Genomic DNA, 18,918 nt, shown 5'->3' on the forward strand with positions numbered 1-18,918 from the left:
GGGCTCCTTTTCCTGGGCGGTTTCCTGGGACGGAACTAGTTTTCCGGCTGCGTATCCGAGGTCTTCTTCGCGGCCGTCAGAATCTCAATCATCTCGCTGACCTCATCGTTTTCCGTGGCAAAGGGGTCGCTGAGCATAGTGGAAATGGAATCGTCGCCGGAGATCTTCAGGTGTGTCCAGTCCACGACGGTCTTCAAACTGGATTCTTCAGCTGCAACGAGGAAATCACCGCGCAGCTTCGCACGAGTAGTTGGCGGTGCGGTGCGGACCGCCTCAGCGACCTGCTCATCGGTAATCCACCGCGAGGCAATACCACGGGCTTCCAGCGCGCGGAAGATGCCGCGGCCGGGACGGATGTCGTGGTAGGCCAAGTCGATCTGATGAAGTTTGGGGTCCTCCAGAGTCAGACCGCGGTCCAAGTAGCGCTTCATTAGCGAGTACTTAATGGCCCAGTCAATGTCGTGCTCAATGAGAGACCAGTCACCGGTTTCCACGGCATCCAGTGCGCGACCCCACAGCTCGACAATGCGGCCCATTTCCTCGTTGGACGTGCCGGCACCGGCAATGCCCTTGTCCTCGTTGACCATGTTTTCTTCGCGAACCTTCAGCCACTGCGCCGCAGCGTCCAGGAACTCGCACTGAATCTGCAGCGCGGTGGCAGTTTCGCCACTGCGCAGTGGAATCTCGGCCTTGCCCGTCATATCGCGGCTCACCGCGCGGATGGACTTGATTTCGTTGGCGACCTCGAAGTCCGGCAACTTCACGCCAGCTTCAATCATCTCCAGGACCAACTGAGTGGAGCCAATCTTGAGTGCGGTCGTCGTCTCACTCATGTTGGAGTCGCCCACGATGACGTGCAAGCGGCGGAATCGGTTGGAGTCCGCGTGTGGCTCATCGCGAGTGTTAATAATCGGTCGGGAGCGCGTCGTTGCACTGGAGACACCCTCCCACACATGATCCGCCCGCTGCGAGAAGCAGTACTGAATCGGATCGTTGTGATACGGCGAGGTTGGGTACGGCAGGAAAATCTTCCCCGCCCCGCAAATGAGCTGTCGCGTAACCAAGAAAGGTAGCAGCAGCTTGGACAGGGACTTCAGCCCCAGTTCACGTCCAACCAGGTAGTTTTCGTGACAACCGTAGGAGTTACCGACGGTATCAACGTTGTTCTTCAGCAGGTAGACCTTGCCACCGATGCCCTCGTCAGCAAGCTCTGCTTCAGCCCTTTCGGCGAGCTCGTTCAAGATGACCTCGCCCGAGCGGTCATACGCGACCAGCTGCGAGACAGAATCGCACTCAGCGGTGGCGTACTCCGGGTGGCTTCCGACATCGAGGTACATACGACCAGCATTGGGGGTGAAAATGTTGGTTGCCCCGTACTTGGCGATCACCGGTCGGAACATGTAGCGGGCAATCTCATCCGGCCCCAGGCGACGCGAGCCATCCAACGTCAGAGTGATGCCGAACTCGGTCTCAATGCCGGTGATGCGTCGGGTCAACGCCTGTGCTGGTACCTGCTGGTCAGTCACTTCTTACTGGCCGCCCTTCTGGACGTACGAACGCACGAACTCCTCGGCGTTGTTCTCCAGCAGACCATCAATTTCATCCAACAGGTCGTCAGCAGCTGCAACGTGCTCCTGTGCCTGACCGCCGCCAGCGACCTCGCCGAACTCTTCCTCGTCGCCTCCGCCGGAACCGCCGCCGAAAACCTGAGTGTTACCAGCCATGATATTGCTCCTTAAAAATGAACTTTTGAGTATTACTGCCTATTACCGCACTATGCGTGTCTATTGTTCGCGGACAGCTCCGAGCGTACGCAGATGCTCGACCACCTCGGCCACTGTCTCTGCCGACTCCAACACCTCACCGCAATCAGCGGCAGTGAAACGGTCAACTTCATCCAGCGTAATGTAGGCCAGCGTAATTCCAGGCGACTCCACGTCACGAGTGCGCCGATACACCCCCGAAGTGTCCACCACTAAGCTGGTCCAACTGCCCGCGACGACATCCTTGCCAAAGCGGCGCAGAATGCCACCGCGCACATACGCACGCGTAGATTCCGGTGCGTATTCAACCGCGCGGTCGACTTCTTCCTCGGTCACGAGCGTGCGCATCGAACCGCGGCGCACCAGCGCATGGTACAGCCCACGAGCAGGGTCAATATCCGAGTACTGAATATCAATCAACGCCAACTTTGGGTGATCCCAGCCCGCGCCCAGGCGGGTACGCAAGCCCTCCATGAGGTTGTATTTCGCCACCCAATCCAGCAGATGGGCTGCCTTGCGGGGGTCGTCGGCAAGCACGTCGAGCACTTCACGCCAGAGCTTGACGACGTCGCCTTGCTGGTCGTAGCTCGCCACGCGACGCAGGTACTCGTACTGCATTTCGACCGCGGACATCCAGGTGACATGGTCCGCCAGCTGCAGCTTCTCGGTGCAGGTCAGGTCTCGGGAGACCTTATGGACCGCCTCGACGGGGTTGCGGAGCTGCAGATCGTCGAAACGCACACCGTCCTCGATGGCATCAATGACCAAACCTGTGGTGCCCAGCTTGAGGAAGGTGGCGACCTCACTCATGTTGGCATCACCGATGATGACGTGCAGGCGGCGGAAGCGATCGGAGTCGGCGTGTGGTTCATCGCGGGTGTTGATGATGCCGCGGTTCAACGTGGTCTCCAGCGAGACTTCAGTCTCGATGTAGTCCGCGCGCTGCGAAATCTGGAAACCCGACTCCTGCCCTATCTGGCCCAGACCGACGCGACCAGCGCCCGTAAACACCTGGCGGGTGACGAAGAACGGTGTCAGACCGGCGACAATGTCATCGAACTCGGTTTCCCGGGAGAAAAGGTAGTTCTCGTGGGCGCCATACGAGGCACCCTTGCCATCGACATTGTTGCGGTAGAGCTTGAGCACCGGGCCGGGGTTGCCTTCGGCATCGGTGGCTTCTGCGGCAAGCTGAGCTGCCCGCAGCATAATCTTGTCACCTGCACGGTCGGCGATGACCGCTTCGCGGGCAGTTGCCGTCTCCGGTGAGGAGTATTCCGGGTGTGCGTGGTCGACGTAGAAACGGGCACCATTCTGTACCAGCAGGTTTGCAGCGCCAACGGCGTTTGGATCCACAATCGGTGGCTGGTGGTAGCGGCGCAGGTCAAAGCCACGGCTGTCGCGCAATGGCGACTCCGGTGCGTAGTCCCAGCGGATGCGCCCCGACAGGCCCTCCTCCTGCTCGTGCGCGAAAGCCAGCACGGCCTGCGTGGAGGTGAGAATTGGGCTGACATCCGGGTTGTCCGGGCTGGAAATGCCGTACTCAATTTCAGTGCCGAAGAAGCGGCTCGGCTGTGCGGGGTTTGCAGCAGAGTTAGCAGCAGACTTCGCAGCGGAATTAGCCATGGCGAATCACCTCGACCGAGGCAACCCGCGAGGTTGGGCGGCCGGAGATACGAGCCCACTCATCTGGGTTCGAGGTGTTCGGCAGGTCCTCGTTCTGCGCGAACTCCTCCGCCACTGCGGACAGCAGGTGATCCAAGCTAATACCAGCCTCGCCGCCAGCGATAACCGACTTGATGGCGGACTTCTTCGCACGGTCGACGATGTTGGAAATCATCGCGCCGGAGTTGAAATCGCGGTAGTACATGACCTCGCTGGTGCCATCTGCATAGCGGATCCGCACGTACGCGTTTTCTGCCGTCTTGGCGTACATTCGCTCAACAACCTGGTCAATGAGGTGTGCGACATTTTGCTCCACCCCACCGCGCGCTTCTACCTCGGCCGCGTTGTACGGCAGCTCCGGGGCCAAGTACTTGCGGAAGATATCCTTCGCCGCTGCCTCATTCGGGCGCTCAATGCGAATCTTCACATCCAGGCGTCCCGGGCGCAGAATTGCCGGGTCGATCATTTCCTCGCGGTTGGTGGCACCAATCACGATGACGTTTTCCAGTCCCTCTACACCGTCAAGTTCACTGAGCAGCTGCGGAACCACAGTGTTTTCCATATCCGAGGAGATACCCGAACCACGAGTGCGGAAAATCGAGTCCATCTCATCGAAGAAGACAATAACCGGCTTGCCATCTTCGGCAATGTCGCGAGCGCGGTCGAAAATCAGGCGAATCTGACGCTCCGTCTCGCCCACGAACTTATTGAGCAGCTCCGGGCCCTTGACATTCAAGAAGTACGACTGCGCTCGCTGCGCCTCTGCCTCGGTCTTGCCTCGGGACAGCGCAATCTTGCGTGCCAGCGAATTAGCCACAGCCTTGGCGATCAACGTCTTACCGTTGCCGGGAGGACCGTAGAGCAGCACGCCCTTCGGCGGACGCAGGTTGTACTGCTCAAACAGTTCGGGCTGCAGGAACGGCATCTCCACGGCGTCGTGAATCTGCTCAATCTGACTATCCAGACCACCGATATCCGTGTAGGTGACATCCGGTACCTCTTCCAGTACCAGGTTTTCCACCTCGGACTTCGGAATGACCTCAAATGCATAGCCCGACTTGCGGTCAATCATCACCGAGTCTCCCGGCTTCGGCGACAAGTCCCCAGCCAGGGACACCACGAATTCCTCACCGTGAGTATCCGAGGCCAAAATGCGCTCCCGATCCGGCAGCACCTCACGAACATTGGCGATATCGCCGCTTTCCGGATAACCGCAGTCCTCCACGATTATCGAGCCCTCATTCAGGCGCACCTGCGCGCCCGGCCGAAGCGCCCGCTCGTTAATCTCCGGCTGCACCCTCAGTCGCATCCGGCGGTTTCCGGTAAACACCTCTGCGGTGCTCTTCTCCGGTCCCGGCTTAAGGAAAATACCGTACGTGCTAGGCGGCTCCAGCATGTCCTCCATGTCTTGGCGCAGTAGCTCTAGCTTGTTACGGGAGTCCCGCAACAGCTCAACCAGGCGATTATTTCGAATGCCGAGGTTGTAGTTCTTCTGCTCAAGATCACGGATTTTGTCAGACGGCGTTGTCATGTACCCCAGATTACCCATAGGGCCAGATGTCGTTGTTGCTTGGTCGATTTAGACCGTGTGTCGTATCACGCTTTACGACGGCTACACCTCCCAGCGCGAAGCGGCGGTCTTACAGCTTCTTTTGATTTCGTCGCTGTGGACGCGGAGGCACCGTGCCGTCGGCAAGCCTGCGTGCCCACACCAGGAACGCGGTATGCGCTTGCATACGGTGCGCCGGGCGGACGGAGAGATCCTGAACATTCCAGTCGCGGACCAGAGATTCCCAGGCGCGTGGTTCGGTGAAGCACTTCTGCGCGCGGATGCCTTCCATGACCTTCATTAGCTGCGGAACGGTGGCGACATAGACCATGAGCACGCCGCCAGGCTGGAGCACCTTCGAAACGGTGTCCAGGCATTCCCACGGAGCGAGCATGTCCAGAATGACTCGGTCGACCGGACCGCCGAGCGACTCGACGGAGGCTTCGTTGAGATCGCCGAGGCGCAAGTCCCAGTTGTCGGGCTTGTGGCCCATGAAGTCGACAACGTTGCGTTCGGCGTGCTCGATGTGGTCCTCGCGGACCTCGTAGGAAATAAGCTGCCCGTCAGCGCCGATGGCGCGGAGCAGGTTGAGGCTGAGTGCGCCGGAGCCAGCGCCGGCCTCCAACACCCGCGCACCTGGGAAGATGTCGCCCTCGACGATAATCTGTGCGGCATCCTTCGGGTAAATCACCGCAGCGCCGCGCGGCATGGACAGGACGTAATCGACCAGCAAGTGACGCATGGCCAGGTAGACCGTGCCTTCGCCGGAGGTGACGGTGGTGCCTTCCTTGGCGCCGATGAGGTCGTCATGGAGGATGGTGCCGCGGTGGGTGAAGAACTTGCCACCCTCCTCGAGGATGACGGTGAAGTGGCGATTCTTCGAGTCAGTCAGCTGGACTCGGTCGCCGACCTGGAATGGTCCGCTTAATGCCATAGGTGTGTGGGCTCCTTTTGGGGTTTGGTTGGGTCTGGTTTTGTTTTGGTCGTGGCGGGATGTGTCGGGTGCAGCCAAATCCGGGCAGTACTCTAACCTGGCTAGTATGCCCGACAATGCCCAAAGTTCTAAGTCAGCAGTTCAGCCCTCCCGCCGCTCTAAGTTGGCGCTGTCGCCGTCGAGAGCTAATGACTACCGCCAGTGCCCGTTGAAGTACCGGTTCCGTGCGATTGACAAGATTCCGGAGCCGTCGACCGTCGCGCAGGTCAAGGGCACATTGGTACATGCTGTGCTCGAACAGATGCATGCCTGGCCCCGTGAAGAACGCACTTACCCAGCGGCGGTGAAGCGCCTGAAGCCGACCTGGGAGGACATGCGTGCAAAGGACGAGGAACTGATTGAGCTAGTTCCGGAGAATGATTACTACGACTTCCTTGTCGAATGCCGCGGCCTGCTCAAGGGCTACTTCATGATGGAAAATCCCATGGGGTTTGATGCGGCCGAGATGGAAAAGTTCGTTCAGCTAGTTATTGATCCGGATACGGATCAGACCGTGCCGTTGTCGGTGCCACTTCGTGGTTTTATCGACCGCGTCGATATCGCCCCGACTGGTGAGGTCCGCATCGTCGACTACAAGACGGGCAAGAAGCCTTCTCCTCGCTTCCAGGATGAAGCACTTTTCCAGATGCGTTTTTATGCGCTGGTGTGGTGGCGACTCACCGGTCATATCCCGGAACAGCTGCGGTTGATGTACCTGAAGGTTGCCGATGACCTGGTGCTGAGCCCCAATGCGACAGAATTAGAGGCTTTCCAAACGGAGATTGCCGACTTGTGGTCGGCGATCGTGCGCGACGGTGAAAACGGTGACTTTGTGCCGAAGAAGTCCAGACTCTGCGGGTGGTGTTCTTTCCAGGAGATGTGCCCTGCCTACGGCGGCGTCACGCCGGAGTACCCCGGCTGGCCAGGCGCCGTTGGTGATGGTGGCACTGAGTAAAAATTGCGGATGGCGGTGGCTCTCGAGGAATGTTAGCTTTCGCGGGGTGCCGCCGTCGGCGGGAACGGCGCCAGTAAAAGTTACTGACTAGGTTTATAACGGGTGAATGGAATTAACTGTTCAGTTTTGTCATAAACCTAGTCAGTTTCTCTATGCGGTGTTTTAGGTAGACCCCCGCTACAACAGCACGCTGCCGAAAGCGAAACCAAACGCGGCAGCCAGGGCAATACATAAAGTGCCCGGGATGATAAACGAGTGGTTAAACACGTATTTGCCAATTCGGGTGGTGCCGGTGTCGTCCATCTCCACCGCGGCAAGGAGCGTCGGGTAAGTAGGCAGCACGAATAGCGCGGAAGTCGCTGCGAAGGAAGCAACGGCAGTGATGGGAGAAACTCCCACCGCGAGCGCAGCGGGCATGATGGCCTTTGCAGTGGCCGCCTGCGAGTAGAGCAAAGCGGCCGCGAAGAAGAGCACGATTGCCAGCATCCACGGCATCGTGGTCAGTAGGCTGCCGGACGCGGTCTTAATGTCGTCGATGTAGTGGTTGATAATTGTGGTTCCCAGCCACGCCACACCGAGAACGCAGACGCTGGCGGACATGCCCGATTTAAACACTGGGGTGTTCAAAATCGTTGCCGCGTCCAACTTGCAGGCAAGCACGATAACGGTAGCGGCGGTCAACATTATTGACATGATCGCCTCGTTTCGTGGAAGTGTGGGATCAGTGATGAGACCGACCTGCTCAGTGCTGATGGTCGCGTAGACCATCACTGCGAGAATCGAGAGAAGGAAAATCGCCACGGACCACTTGGCCGACTTGGTTGGTATGTATTCGCTTATCTGGCCACGTGGCTTAGAGACCAACCCCTTTTCCAAGCGGCTTTGATACTCCGTATCGTCGTCAAGCTCTTTGCCTAGGTGATTCGTGACAAAGGCGGTCGGAAGGATGGCGAGGAACGTCGAAGGAATGAGAATCGCCAGGAGTGTGAGATAACCAACGCCGCGGGGTTCCATGAGCGAAGCCATGAGCACTACAGCCGCTGAAATGGGTGATGCCGTAATCGCCAACTGAGATGCGATGACCGCCACGGACAGCGGGCGGGACGGGCGAACGCCTCCTTCCTTGGATACTTCGGCGATAACTGGGAGGGTGGAAAATGCGGTGTGGCCGGTGCCGGCGAGCAGGGTCATCAGGTAGGTGACAACCGGGGCCCAGTAGGTGATGTGTCGCGGGTTTTTGCGCAACAACCGTTCGGCAATGTGGACGAGATAGTCCATGCCTCCGGCCCTCTGCATAGCGGCAATTGCCGCTATTACCGACATAATGATGCCGATGACATCGAAGGGGATGTCATCTTTGGTAACTGGCACCCCGGTGATGCCGAGCGCCAAAACGCCCAGCCCACCGGCGAATCCGATAGCAATTGAACCTAGACGCGCTCCAAGGAGGATTGCTGCTAGAACGATAAAGATTTGGACGGCAACTAACATGTGTATCTGCGAAAAGTCACTTGTTAAGCTTGTTGCCGCTTAGGACAAATCGTCGAGGCGAGACTCCCCTGCCACGTAGCGCTTACCCCGATATTCCGGGTGCATGAGGTTCTCGGTGCTCAGGACGTGGTTGAGCTCCTTCTCGTCCATCAGCCCACGTTCAAGGACAATGTCGCGGACGGAGCGGCCGGTGCGAGCGGCTTCCTTGCCGACCATATCGCCCTCGTGATGGCCAATGACCGGATTCAGGTAGGTCACGATACCGATGGAGTTTTCCACATAGCCGCGGCACACTTCCGGGTTAGCGGTGATGCCGGTAATGCACTTGTCGCGCAGAGTGTCGGTGGCGCTGCGCAGCAGTTCAATCGACTCGAAGAGACATGCGCCGATGACAGGCTCCATCACGTTTAGCTGCAACTGACCGGCCTCGGCTGCCCAGGTCAGAGTCACGTCGTTGCCGAAGACCTTGAAGCAGGCCTGGTTCGCGACCTCCGGAATTACCGGGTTGACCTTTGCCGGCATAATCGAGGAGCCAGCGGCGCGCTCCGGCAGGTTGATTTCATTCAGTCCGGCTCGTGGACCCGATGCCAGCAGGCGCAAGTCGTTGCACATCTTGGAAATCTTCATGGCTGCGCGCTTCAGGCATGCATGCACGCTGACGTAGGCGCCGGTATCGCTGGTGGCTTCAATTAGGTCTTTCGCGGAGGTCACCTTGAAGCCACTGACCTCACGCAGCGCCTGGGTCACGGCCTCGCGGTAACCCGCCGGCGCATTCACACCGGTACCGATAGCGGTTGCTCCCAGGTTGATTTGCAGCAGGCGTGCCGACGCAGTTGCGATGGACTCCTGTTCTTCCTCAAGGTTGTGGGCAAATGCGTGGAAAACCTGTCCCAGGGTCATGGGAACGGCGTCCTGCAGCTGCGTGCGGCCCATTGTGATGATGTCGTTGAATTCATCACCCTTAGCATGTAGGGCCTCAACCAGGGAATCGAAGTGCTTCTGCAGGCTCAGCAGCGACATGTGGATAGCAAGACGGAAACCCGTTGGGTAGGCGTCGTTGGTTGACTGGCACTGGTTGACATCATCGTTGGGGTGAATGACGTCGTATCGGCCCTTTTCCAGACCGAGCAGTTCCAGCGCGAGGTTAGCGATGACCTCGTTGGTGTTCATGTTGAGACTGGTGCCAGCTCCACCCTGGAAGACATCGATTGGAAACTGATCCATGCAGCGTCCCTTTTCCAGGATTTCATCACATGCGGCGACGATGATGTCTGCAACATCGCTGGGCAGCGTGTGGACGCGCTGGTTGGCAATGGCCGTGGCCTTCTTCACCATCACCATGCCACGAATGAATTCGGGCACATCGTTGATGGTCTTGCCTGAGATTTGGTAGTTGTCGATTGCGCGCAGGGTGTGGATGCCGTAGTAAGCCTCTGCTGGAACCTCCATCGATCCAAGCAAGTCGACCTCGGTACGCGTTGCGGACATATGGACATAATCCCTTCTCGTAGGCGCAGTCTTATGAACCACAATTCGTGTGAACCACAATTGGTGGTGCTGCTTGGTTACACCGTCAAAACTACAGCGCTGGCGCAGCTGCCGCTTTTCCGGCATAAGGGGACTATGTCAGTACGGCTAACGCCGTGCGCACGCTTAGTGCTAAGCCTACTACCTACGTCGAGGTAGGTGGATGTGAAAATGCAGTGGTCAGCTCCCGGCGCGAGATGGTGCCCCCGCTCGAGATGGCGTCCCCACTCGAGCTGGTTGGTCCTCCCCCCCCCCACCTCACCCCTTGAGCAGGTCAAGCTTCCACTAGATACGCGCGATGCGGATATTCGAGGCCAAGATTGCCTCGGCACCAATCTTCGCCAGGGCATCCATGAGCGGGTTGGCCTCTGCCTTCGGGACTAGCGCGCGAACTGCTACCCAATCCTCGTTAGCCAGCGGCGACACGGTCGGGCCAGACAGGCCCGGGGTGAGCTTGGATGCCTCTTCCAACGCGGACGCACGGATGTTGTAGTCAATCATCAAGTACGTCTTGGCATGCAGAATGCCGGTCATACGACGCAGGAACACCTGCTGCTCCTCGGTGACCTCCACACCCTTGCGTCCGACAACAACTGCCTCAGAGCTGACCAAAACATCGCCGAATGGCTTCAACCCCTGCTTACGCAGGGTGCGACCGGTGGAGACAACGTCGGCGATAACGTCGGCAACTCCCAAGCGGATGGAAATCTCCACTGCACCATCAAGGCGAATGACGGTGGCGTTAATGCCGCGAGCCTTCAGGTCTTCGCGCACCAGATTCGGGTACGAGGTGGCAATGCGCTTGCCCTCCAGAGCTTCTACGGTCCACTCCTCATCGGCTGGGGCGGCGTAGCGGAAAGTCGAGGCACCGAAGCCCAGATTCAGAACCTCATCGACCGGAGCCAGCGAGTCAGCGGCCAGGTCGCGGCCTGTGATGCCCAAATCCAGATGACCGTTGCCAACATAGATGGGAATGTCCTTCGGGCGAAGGAAGAAAAACTCAATTTCGTTGGCTTCGGCGTGGATGGTCAGGCTCTTGGAGTCGCCTCGTCCCGGGTAACCAGCTTCCTTCAGGATTTCGACTGCCGCCTCGGACAGCGATCCCTTGTTGGGCACGGCAATACGCAGCATGGTGTTGATTTCTCCTACAGGTACTTGTAAACATCCTCGGGGCTCAGCCCGCGACCGACCATGACCACCTGCAGCCAGTACAACAGCTGCGAAATCTCCTCTGCGAGGGCTTCGTCAGATTCGTGCTCAGCTGCAAGCCAGACCTCACCGGCCTCTTCGACAATTTTCTTGCCCTGGAAATGCACACCAGCGTCTAGCGCCTTGACTGTGCCCGATCCCTCGGGGCGCGACTGTGCTTTTTCCTTCAGCTCTGCAAACAGGTCATCAAAGTTCTTCACCTGGTCTATTGTTCCATGTCGTCTACTCGCCCGCGAAAGCAGCCCGCAATAAGCCCAAATTCGAGGTATCCAAATTGCCCGAAATGAAGCGCGCCGGGGGTACTAGCGTCTCCACATCAGCTTGCGAAACGCTCACATCCGGCATTGGATTCCACACCACCGTGCATCCCGCAGCGAGTGCAGAGCGCACCCCGGTTGAGGAGTCTTCGATAGCCAGGCAGTCCTCTGGCGCAAATCCGACGAGCTCTGCGCCACGCAAGTACGGATCCGGCGCCGGCTTGCCGTTGGCCACCTCATCGCTACACACTGTTGCCGCGAAGTGCTGCTCCCCCATGACATCAATGCAGGGTTGCGCCACGTGTCGGCGAGTATTGGTCACCAACACCACCGGAATGTCAGCAGCTCGGGCCTGGTCCAAAATCTCCGGCACACCCGGGCGCCACTCCACCCCATGTTCTAGAACCAATTCTGTGAAGCGGTTTTCGACGAATTGGGAGCCCGAGGAAAACAGCGCGTCGTCAAGCGTGCGTCCCGCATGATCAGCGCAAATCGACAGCGTGTCCCAGAGAGTGTTGCCGACGCACTGCATGCGCAACTCCGGAGTCAGGCGACGGCCTACGAATTCCGAGAGGTCGTACGTGGCAATCTCCCACAGGGGTTCCGTGTTGATGAGGCTGCCGTCCATGTCCCACAAAATTGCTTTCACACCATGCGACTATGCCAGGCAAACAAGCATTTAGCGATTATGTCAGCAAAGCCGCCGGATTTGGGTTTAGAGTTTTAGAAAGGAAAGTATGTTGCGGTGCTGCATGCAACCACCGCATGAACGTGTCCCGCGCGAATGAAAGGCATCGACTCGCTATGACAACCACTGAAGATTCACTCGCCCAGGCAATCGACCAGCCCGAGGCGTACTTTATTCCGTTAGGCGCGGTCACCGAAGGCGAGCTCAGCTACGAGCGCTTCATGCCCACCAGCTTCACTTACGGGGCGTGGGGGCCGTTTCAGCACGGTGCGCCACCGTCGGCGCTGCTGACACGCATGTTGGAGCGCAGGCGCCTGGAAAGCGAGGGAATGCGTATTACTCGCATCGCCGTGGATCTGTTGTCAGCTGTACCGTACACGGAGCTGCGCGCGCGGTCATGGGTCTCGCGCCCGGGGCGGCAGATCGCCAAGATCGAAGCCGAATTGCTTGCCGACGTCAAGGGTGCCTGGTGGCCCGTTGCCACCGCGTCCGCGTGGATGATGGCCACCGCGGATACGCGGGATATTGAGCGTGCATTCGACAAGCAGGTGCCCGGGCCCGAGGAATGTAGCGCCGAGTACATTCCGCTTACCGACGACTGGAGTGGCGGCTACATCGAATCGATTGAAGCCCGCGCAGGTGCGACGGAAGAGCTGGCCGAGACGCAGATTCACTGGGTTCGCGCGACATACCCAATCGTGCTCGGGGAGGAGCCGACTGCGGTGGAGCGAGTCATGCAGGTAGCCAATACCGCCAACGGTGTCGGAGCCACGCTGAGCCCGCATCAGTGGGCGTTTATGAATACCGACTTAGTGGTTCACCTGCACCGACTCCCCCAGCTTGGCCCATCGGAGCAGTCGGCGGAATCGGAGTCGCAGCCGGAAGACGGCGGCTGGGTTGGCATCGCCGCCCGCGGTTCCATTGGTCCCGACGGAATCGGCATGACTGCGGGCGAGCTCTACGATGTGCACGGCCCCATTGGCCGCAGCATGCAGACCTTGCTGGTGCGACCGCAGGGATAACGCCAAGCTACACGTTGAAGTACTTCGCTTCCGGGTGGTAGAGCACGAACGCATCGGTGGACTGCTCTGGGTGCAGCTGGAGCTCCTCAGAGAGTTCCACGCCGATGCGCTCCGGCTGCAGCAGGTCAATCATGCCCTGACGGAAGGTCAGATCCGGGCAGGAACCATAGCCGAAGGAGTAACGAGCGCCACGGTAGTTCAGGTCAAAGAAGTCCTGGGTATCGTCGGAGTCTTCCGCGCCAACACTTGTGCCGTCGGAGAACGCGAGCTCGGAGCGAATGCGCTGGTGCCAGTACTCGGCCAGCGCCTCGGTGAGCTGCACACCGATACCGTGAACCTCCAGGTAGTCGCGGTATTCGTTCTTGGCGTAAATATCGTTGGCGAAGTCAGCGATGGGCTGTCCCATGGTCACCAGCTGGAACGGCATGACGTCGGTCTGCCCTGCGGCGATGGCATCTTCGCGCGAGCGAATGAAGTCAGCAATGCACAGGAAGCGACCGCGCTGCTGACGCGGGAAGGTCCAGGACACCACTGGCTCGGCCGTGGGGTCAGGCTGCTCCCCTTCCGCAGGCAGCGGCAGTACGTGGACGGTATCGCCCTCAGAAACTGCCGGGAAGTAGCCATAGACGACAGCCGCATGTTGGAGAATGTTCTCGGCGCGCAGGCGCTGCAGCCATGCGCGCAGGCGTGGACGACCATCGGATTCGACCAGTTCCTCGTAGCTCGGTCCCTCGTCGCCGCGGGTGCCGCGCAGGCCCCACTGTCCCATGAACAGAGCGCGTTCATCGAGAGTGGTCAGGTAGTCGTCGAGAGGCAGACCCTTGACGATGCGGGTTCCCCAGAACGGCGGTGTCGCAACGGGGACATCAGCGGCGACGTCGGAACGCTCCGGCACCTCGGGGGCTTCAGCAGCAGCCTTGGCGGCGCGCTGCGCGGCGATCCGCTTTGAGCGCTCACGGCGGGCGCGGCGAGCTTCCTTCTTTTCGCGGGCGGCGATGGCCTCAGGCGAATTCTCGTCCGGGCCGAGGCCCTTCTTAGCTGCCATCAGCTCATCCATGATGCGCAGTCCTTCGAAGGCATCCCTGCCGTAGTAGACATCGCCGTGGTAAAGCTCAGACAGGTCGTCTTCCACGTAGCTACGCGTCAGCGCGGCGCCGCCGAGCAGCACTGGGAAGCGGGCGGCATCACCGGCGGAGTTGATCTCCAGCAGGTTGTCCTTCATCACCACAGTGGACTTCACCAGCAGACCGGACATGCCGATGGCATCGACATCCAGTTCCTTAGCTGCGGACAAAATCGTAGCAATCGGCTGCTTAATGCCCAGGTTATGCACGGTGTAGCCGTTGTTGGAGAGAATAATCTCCACCAGGTTCTTGCCGATGTCGTGGACATCGCCCTTCACCGTGGCCAGCACAATCGAGCCCTTGGAGCCCGTGGCATCCTCGGCATCCATAAAGCCCTCGAGGTAGCTCACCGCGGCCTTCATCGTCTCGGCCGACTGCAGCACGAATGGCAGCTGCATCTGACCGGAACCGAACAGGTCACCAACGGTCTGCATACCTCGTAGCAGGTCTTCGTTGACGATTGCCAGGGGTTCCTTTTCCTTCATGCCCTCATCGAGGTCAGCTTCGATACCTGTGCGCTCGCCGTCGATGATGCGCTGCGCCAGGCGGTCGAACAGCGGCATGGCGGCGAGCTTCTCGGCCCGGGCGTCCTTAGCGTCAGCGGCGGAGACTCCTTCGAAGAGCTCCATGAAGACCTGCAGTGGGTCGTACTCCCCGTCAGGGTGTCCCGCTTCACGACGGCGGTCGTAGACCATATCGAGAGCGACTTCGCGCTGTTTGTCGTCGATCTTGTTCATCGGCAAGATCTTGGAGCTGTGGGCAATGGCGGAGTCCAAGCCGGCCTCGATGCACTCGTTGAGGAATACCGAGTTGAGTACCTGGCGAGCCGCCGGGTTCGGACCGAAGGAGATGTTGGACAGGCCGAGCGTGGTGTGCACGTTCGGGTGGCGACGCTTAAGTTCGCGGATGGCTTCGATGGTTTCGATGCCGTCGCGGCGAGTTTCCTCCTGCCCAGTGGAAATCGGGAAAGTCAGACAGTCGACAATAATGTCCTGCTCGCGCAGTCCCCAAGTGCCGGTGATGTCGGCGATGAGGCGCTCGGCAATCTCAACCTTCTTATCCTTCGTACGCGCCTGACCGTCTTCGTCGATAGTCAAAGCGACCACGGCAGCACCGTGCTCAACAACCTGGCGCATAATACGCTGGTAGCGCGACTCAGGGCCATCGCCGTCTTCAAAGTTCACAGAGTTGACCGCACAGCGACCACCGAGGTGCTCCAGGCCAGTCTTAAGAACTTCCGGTTCCGTAGAGTCCAGCATGACCGGCAAGGTCACCGAGGTGGCGATTTGAGATGCCAGGGTTGCCATGTCATCGCGACCGTCGCGACCCACGTAGTCGACACACAGGTCAATCATGTGTGCGCCATCGGTGACCTGACCTCGGGCGGTGTTAAGGCACTTCTCCCAATCACCGGCCAGCATGGCCTCGCGGAAAGCCTTGGAGCCGTTGGCGTTGGTGCGCTCACCAATCATGGTGATGCCGGTCGTCTGCGTCAACGGGGTTGCCGAGTACAGAGAAGCGACCTCATCGATGGGCTTTGCGTCCGGATCCGTCGATGGGCGTTCTGCCTTAACGGCTGGGCCCTGTTCGGCGTAGGTGCCAGCACCGGTAATAGCGTCGCGAACAGCGGAAACATGCTCCGGCGTGGTACCACAGCAGCCACCGACCATTGCCAGACCGAACTCTTCAACAAAGCCGCGCAGTGCAGTGGCCAGCTCTGGGGCGGTCAGCGGGTAGGTCGCACCGTTCTTACCCAGCACTGGTAGACCCGCATTCGGCATCACCGATACCGGGATCGAGGCGAAGTTGGACAGGTAGCGCAGGTGCTCGCTCATCTCGTCCGGACCCGTTGCACAGTTCAGACCAATCATGTCGATACCCAGCGGCTGCAGCGCTGCCAAGGCTGCACCAATCTCCGAGCCCATCAGCATGGTGCCCGTGGTCTCGACAGTCACGTGGACGACGATCGGAATCTTCTTCTCAGTCTGTCGCATAGCGGCCTTGACACCGTTGACGGCCGCCTTTACCTGCAGCAAGTCCTGACAGGTTTCAATCAAAAACGCGTCCGCGCCACCGGAAATCATGCCGAGTCCGGCCTCCGTGTAAGCGTCGCGAAGCTGAGCGTACGGAGCGTGCCCCAAAGACGGCAGCTTCGTGCCCGGGCCCAGCGAACCGAGGACAAAGCGTCGCATGCCCTCGCGCCCCGGCCCCATTTCGTCAGCGACCTTGCGGGCGATTGCGGTGCCCTTGTGCGCTAGTTCCTGGATACGGTCTTCGATGTCGTAATCCGCGAGGTTCGGGAAGTTACAGCCGAAGGTATTGGTTTCGACCAGGTCGGCGCCGGCCTCGAAATAGCGTCGATGAATCGTCTCGATAATGTCGGGACGAGTGTCATTGAGAATCTCATTACAGCCCTCGTAGCCGAGGAAGTCCGCGTCAACGTCGAGGTCAAAAGACTGCAGCTGGGTACCCATGGCGCCGTCGCCAATGAGTACACGGCTGTGCAGTGCGGTGAGGAACTCGGAAGAGTGGCGATCAGTCATAAGTAGACACCTTAGTCTACTTTCATAATCGCGCCGTTAATCGGGCTGGTTATTCCATCTCGAAGTAGCTTTCTGCCTTCACCGCAGGCAGGTCCAAACCGACAGCTTTCGTTGCGGAATTGATAATCACGAGAATCTCGTCGAGCTCCTCGTCAAAAATCGAGCCGCCGTGCTCATGCTCAATCGCAGCCACGCGCTGTAGGCAGTTCTCTACCGCCTGCGTCGCGACTTCTTCTCGCTTATCGACGGCCAGCTCCGCCGCCTGATCAATACCAGCGGCGGCCTCGCGGAGAACTTCCCCGACCTGGTCGGCTACCGCTTCGTCAAAAAGTGGCTCCCAGAACTCGCGTTCCTCGGGCTGCAGGTAGCTGCCGGTGGCAAACATGCGCAAATCGGCAACTAGTTTATCGATGTTCTCTTTCGTTACTTCGACTGCAGACATGTCTGAGTTGCTCATGATCAAAGTTTAACGCCAAGCAGCGCGTCCAGCGCGGCGGCGACAAATTCGCCGGCGCCGGCTGCGCCAGTTACTGTGCCAGCTTCTGCGGCCTCTTCTGCTGCACCAGCTTCTGCCTTGTTGCCGGTAGCCGAGGACCACTCCGCAGCCCAGGCATCGATAGCGTCCAGAGCAGCCGGCGTATCCAAGTCATTGGCCAGGCTTGCGCGCACATCGGCAACCAGTGCCGCTGCCGCGCTCACCGCCTTCTCCTCGGTGGCAGTCTTAGTAGCTGCGCAAGCCGCACGCCAGGTCTCGAGACGTGCCTTGGCCGCCTCCAACACCTCGTCCGACCAATCGCGATCAGAGCGGTAATGGCTGGCGAACACGCCAATACGAATCGCACTCGGATCCACGCCGGCGGCCACCAGCTTGGAGACAAAGACGAGGTTGCCCAGCGACTTGGACATCTTGACGCCATCCAGCGCAATCATGCCCGCGTGAACGTAGTGGCTAGCCATGCGTGCACAACCAGTAGTGGCCTCAGCGTGAGCCGCCGAGAACTCATGGTGTGGAAACGCCAGGTCAGAGCCACCGCCCTGAATGTCGAAGCTCTTACCCAAGCGATTGGTAGCAATCGCCGAGCACTCAATATGCCAACCCGGACGGCCCGCACCAAAGGGGGCGTTCCAGCTTGGTTCTCCAGGGCGAGCAGCACGCCACACCAGCGCGTCTAGCGGATCTTCCTTGCCCGGGCGATCCGGGCCGCCACCGCGCTCCGCAAAGAACTCCGCCATCTGCTCTGCCGAATAATTGGATTCGTAGCCAAAGTTCTCGGTGGCACTCTTGCGGAAGTACACATCCGGGTACTCGTCATTGGTGAGCTGATAGGCCGAGCCGTTCTCCAGTAGCTTCTCGACCATTTCCACGACCTCATCGACGGACTCAATGGCGCCGATGTAGTCGCGCGGCGGAATCACCGACAGGTTTTCCATATCCGAGCGGAACAAATCAATCTGCGAGGTGCCCAGCTCGCGCCAGTCCACCCCATCGCGCTCCGCACGCTCGAACAACGGGTCATCGACATCGGTGATGTTCTGCACGTAATGCACCGAGTGCCCATTGTTCAGCAGCTGGCGGTAGATCAAATCAAAGGTGAGGTACGTTGCCGCGTGCCCCAGGTGTGTGGCGTCATAGGGCGTGATGCCACACACGTACATAGTCGCCTCTGGCCCCGCTTCCACCTGGGAGACCTTCTGATCCGCGGTGTCGTAGAGGCGTAAGGGTACCGATGTTGAGCTTTCGTCGTCAAGCGAATGCGCCGTACCTGCATTGCTGGCGCGGTTAAACACATCGAAGCGCGCATCGCCGAGACTGGGAACCTGTGGTTGGGGCCACGAATGCATGAAATACTCACTACCTCACTAAACAGCGTTGATCGTGCCGAAGCCGAGCAACACCATAACAATCAAACCGACCGGGATGCGGTACGCGGAGAACCAAGCGAAGGAGTGGTTCGACACAAACTTCAGCAGCCATGCGATAGACGCATAACCGACGACGAAGGCAATCAGCGTACCGATGGCCAATTGCGCACCACTAGCGGCCTGTCCCGCCGCAGGGTCAAACGCGTCTGGAAGCGAAAAAATTCCAGCAGCGAAAACAGCGGGGATAGCCAGCAGGAAGGAAAAGCGCGTTGCAACCTCTCGATCCAAGTGC

At 59.4% G+C, this 18,918-nt stretch carries 16 protein-coding genes; 2 read left to right on the plus strand and 14 right to left on the minus strand.

Annotation, left to right across the window (positions count from 1 at the left end; translation table 11 throughout):
* Positions 1-35: 35 nt before the first annotated feature.
* The 5 genes from pafA to HMPREF3011_RS04785 form a co-directional block, all read right to left on the minus strand.
* The gene (pafA, locus tag HMPREF3011_RS04765; protein ID WP_070628548.1) at positions 36-1,526 is read right to left on the minus strand and encodes a Pup--protein ligase; all 1,491 of its coding nucleotides are present in this window, start codon (positions 1,524-1,526) and stop codon (positions 36-38) included.
* Between the two features lie 3 nt (positions 1,527-1,529).
* A complete protein-coding gene (locus HMPREF3011_RS04770; protein WP_005510795.1) occupies positions 1,530-1,724 on the minus strand; it encodes a ubiquitin-like protein Pup in 195 nt (64 codons plus the stop codon).
* A 60-nt stretch (positions 1,725-1,784) separates the two neighbouring features.
* Positions 1,785-3,386 (minus strand): depupylase/deamidase Dop, encoded by a 1,602-nt coding sequence (dop, locus tag HMPREF3011_RS04775; RefSeq protein ID WP_210384619.1) that lies wholly within the window; start codon positions 3,384-3,386, stop codon positions 1,785-1,787.
* On the minus strand, positions 3,379-4,956 hold the full coding sequence (arc, locus tag HMPREF3011_RS04780; protein ID WP_246821422.1) for a proteasome ATPase: 1,578 nt from the start codon (positions 4,954-4,956) through the stop codon (positions 3,379-3,381). The genes dop and arc overlap by 8 nt, the downstream gene beginning before the upstream one ends.
* A gap of 109 nt (positions 4,957-5,065) precedes the next feature.
* Positions 5,066-5,908 carry a tRNA (adenine-N1)-methyltransferase gene (locus HMPREF3011_RS04785; RefSeq protein ID WP_005510776.1) on the minus strand — a complete coding sequence of 281 codons (843 nt, stop codon included), beginning with the start codon at positions 5,906-5,908 and terminating at the stop codon, positions 5,066-5,068.
* 106 nt (positions 5,909-6,014) lie between these two features.
* On the opposite strand from HMPREF3011_RS04785, the gene HMPREF3011_RS04790 reads away from it, so the two are divergent.
* Positions 6,015-6,902 (plus strand): RecB family exonuclease, encoded by an 888-nt coding sequence (locus HMPREF3011_RS04790; protein WP_070841253.1) that lies wholly within the window; start codon positions 6,015-6,017, stop codon positions 6,900-6,902.
* 177 nt (positions 6,903-7,079) lie between these two features.
* Here the strand turns inward: HMPREF3011_RS04790 and HMPREF3011_RS04795 are convergent, their stop codons facing one another.
* The 5 genes from HMPREF3011_RS04795 to HMPREF3011_RS04815 all read right to left on the minus strand — a co-directional run bounded on the left by HMPREF3011_RS04795 (position 7,080) and on the right by HMPREF3011_RS04815 (position 12,035).
* Complete coding sequence (locus HMPREF3011_RS04795) at positions 7,080-8,393, minus strand: anaerobic C4-dicarboxylate transporter (protein WP_070432147.1); 1,314 nt, start codon at positions 8,391-8,393, stop codon at positions 7,080-7,082.
* A gap of 39 nt (positions 8,394-8,432) precedes the next feature.
* Entirely contained in the window at positions 8,433-9,881 is a 1,449-nt protein-coding gene (gene aspA, locus HMPREF3011_RS04800; protein WP_049181037.1) for an aspartate ammonia-lyase, read from the minus strand.
* Between the two features lie 324 nt (positions 9,882-10,205).
* Positions 10,206-11,051 (minus strand): ATP phosphoribosyltransferase, encoded by an 846-nt coding sequence (hisG, locus tag HMPREF3011_RS04805; protein WP_070841254.1) that lies wholly within the window; start codon positions 11,049-11,051, stop codon positions 10,206-10,208.
* 14 nt (positions 11,052-11,065) lie between these two features.
* Entirely contained in the window at positions 11,066-11,329 is a 264-nt protein-coding gene (locus HMPREF3011_RS04810) for a phosphoribosyl-ATP diphosphatase (RefSeq protein WP_005510825.1), read from the minus strand.
* 22 nt (positions 11,330-11,351) lie between these two features.
* Complete coding sequence (locus tag HMPREF3011_RS04815) at positions 11,352-12,035, minus strand: HAD family hydrolase (protein WP_082149794.1); 684 nt, start codon at positions 12,033-12,035, stop codon at positions 11,352-11,354.
* Between the two features lie 155 nt (positions 12,036-12,190).
* On the opposite strand from HMPREF3011_RS04815, the gene HMPREF3011_RS04820 reads away from it, so the two are divergent.
* Complete coding sequence (locus HMPREF3011_RS04820; RefSeq protein ID WP_070841255.1) at positions 12,191-13,096, plus strand: thioesterase family protein; 906 nt, start codon at positions 12,191-12,193, stop codon at positions 13,094-13,096.
* Between the two features lie 7 nt (positions 13,097-13,103).
* Here HMPREF3011_RS04820 and metH read toward each other — a convergent pair whose 3' ends face one another.
* The 4 genes from metH to HMPREF3011_RS11360 form a co-directional block, all read right to left on the minus strand.
* Positions 13,104-16,763: a methionine synthase gene (gene metH / locus HMPREF3011_RS04825; RefSeq protein WP_070841256.1), complete on the minus strand. Its 3,660-nt coding sequence runs from the start codon at positions 16,761-16,763 to the stop codon at positions 13,104-13,106.
* Between the two features lie 49 nt (positions 16,764-16,812).
* On the minus strand, positions 16,813-17,220 hold the full coding sequence (locus HMPREF3011_RS04830) for a hypothetical protein (protein ID WP_070432144.1): 408 nt from the start codon (positions 17,218-17,220) through the stop codon (positions 16,813-16,815).
* A 2-nt stretch (positions 17,221-17,222) separates the two neighbouring features.
* Positions 17,223-18,605 (minus strand): cysteine--1-D-myo-inosityl 2-amino-2-deoxy-alpha-D-glucopyranoside ligase, encoded by a 1,383-nt coding sequence (gene mshC / locus HMPREF3011_RS04835; protein ID WP_070841257.1) that lies wholly within the window; start codon positions 18,603-18,605, stop codon positions 17,223-17,225.
* Positions 18,606-18,623: 18 nt separating this feature from the next.
* Positions 18,624-18,918 (minus strand): undecaprenyl-diphosphate phosphatase (locus HMPREF3011_RS11360; RefSeq protein WP_305764128.1); only part of this gene is annotated, 295 nt, incomplete at its 5' end.

The sequence above is a fragment of the Corynebacterium sp. HMSC074C04 genome, from assembly GCF_001838295.1.
Classification (GTDB): Bacteria; Actinomycetota; Actinomycetes; order Mycobacteriales; family Mycobacteriaceae; genus Corynebacterium; species Corynebacterium amycolatum.

What these genes read in the sequence shown, in the direction of transcription:
- HMPREF3011_RS04770 (WP_005510795.1), bottom strand. Translation starts at nt 1,724, where the DNA reads ATGGCTGGTAACACTCAGGTTTTCGGCGGCGGTTCCGGCGGAGGCGAC.
- dop (WP_210384619.1), bottom strand. Translation starts at nt 3,386, where the DNA reads ATGGCTAATTCCGCTGCGAAGTCTGCTGCTAACTCTGCTGCAAACCCC.
- arc (WP_246821422.1), bottom strand. Translation starts at nt 4,956, where the DNA reads ATGACAACGCCGTCTGACAAAATCCGTGATCTTGAGCAGAAGAACTAC.
- HMPREF3011_RS04785 (WP_005510776.1), bottom strand. Translation starts at nt 5,908, where the DNA reads ATGGCATTAAGCGGACCATTCCAGGTCGGCGACCGAGTCCAGCTGACT.
- HMPREF3011_RS04790 (WP_070841253.1), top strand. Translation starts at nt 6,015, where the DNA reads ATGCCCGACAATGCCCAAAGTTCTAAGTCAGCAGTTCAGCCCTCCCGC.
- HMPREF3011_RS04795 (WP_070432147.1), bottom strand. Translation starts at nt 8,393, where the DNA reads ATGTTAGTTGCCGTCCAAATCTTTATCGTTCTAGCAGCAATCCTCCTT.
- aspA (WP_049181037.1), bottom strand. Translation starts at nt 9,881, where the DNA reads ATGTCCGCAACGCGTACCGAGGTCGACTTGCTTGGATCGATGGAGGTT.
- hisG (WP_070841254.1), bottom strand. Translation starts at nt 11,051, where the DNA reads ATGCTGCGTATTGCCGTGCCCAACAAGGGATCGCTGTCCGAGGCGGCA.
- HMPREF3011_RS04820 (WP_070841255.1), top strand. Translation starts at nt 12,191, where the DNA reads ATGACAACCACTGAAGATTCACTCGCCCAGGCAATCGACCAGCCCGAG.
- metH (WP_070841256.1), bottom strand. Translation starts at nt 16,763, where the DNA reads ATGACTGATCGCCACTCTTCCGAGTTCCTCACCGCACTGCACAGCCGT.
- HMPREF3011_RS04830 (WP_070432144.1), bottom strand. Translation starts at nt 17,220, where the DNA reads ATGAGCAACTCAGACATGTCTGCAGTCGAAGTAACGAAAGAGAACATC.
- mshC (WP_070841257.1), bottom strand. Translation starts at nt 18,605, where the DNA reads ATGCATTCGTGGCCCCAACCACAGGTTCCCAGTCTCGGCGATGCGCGC.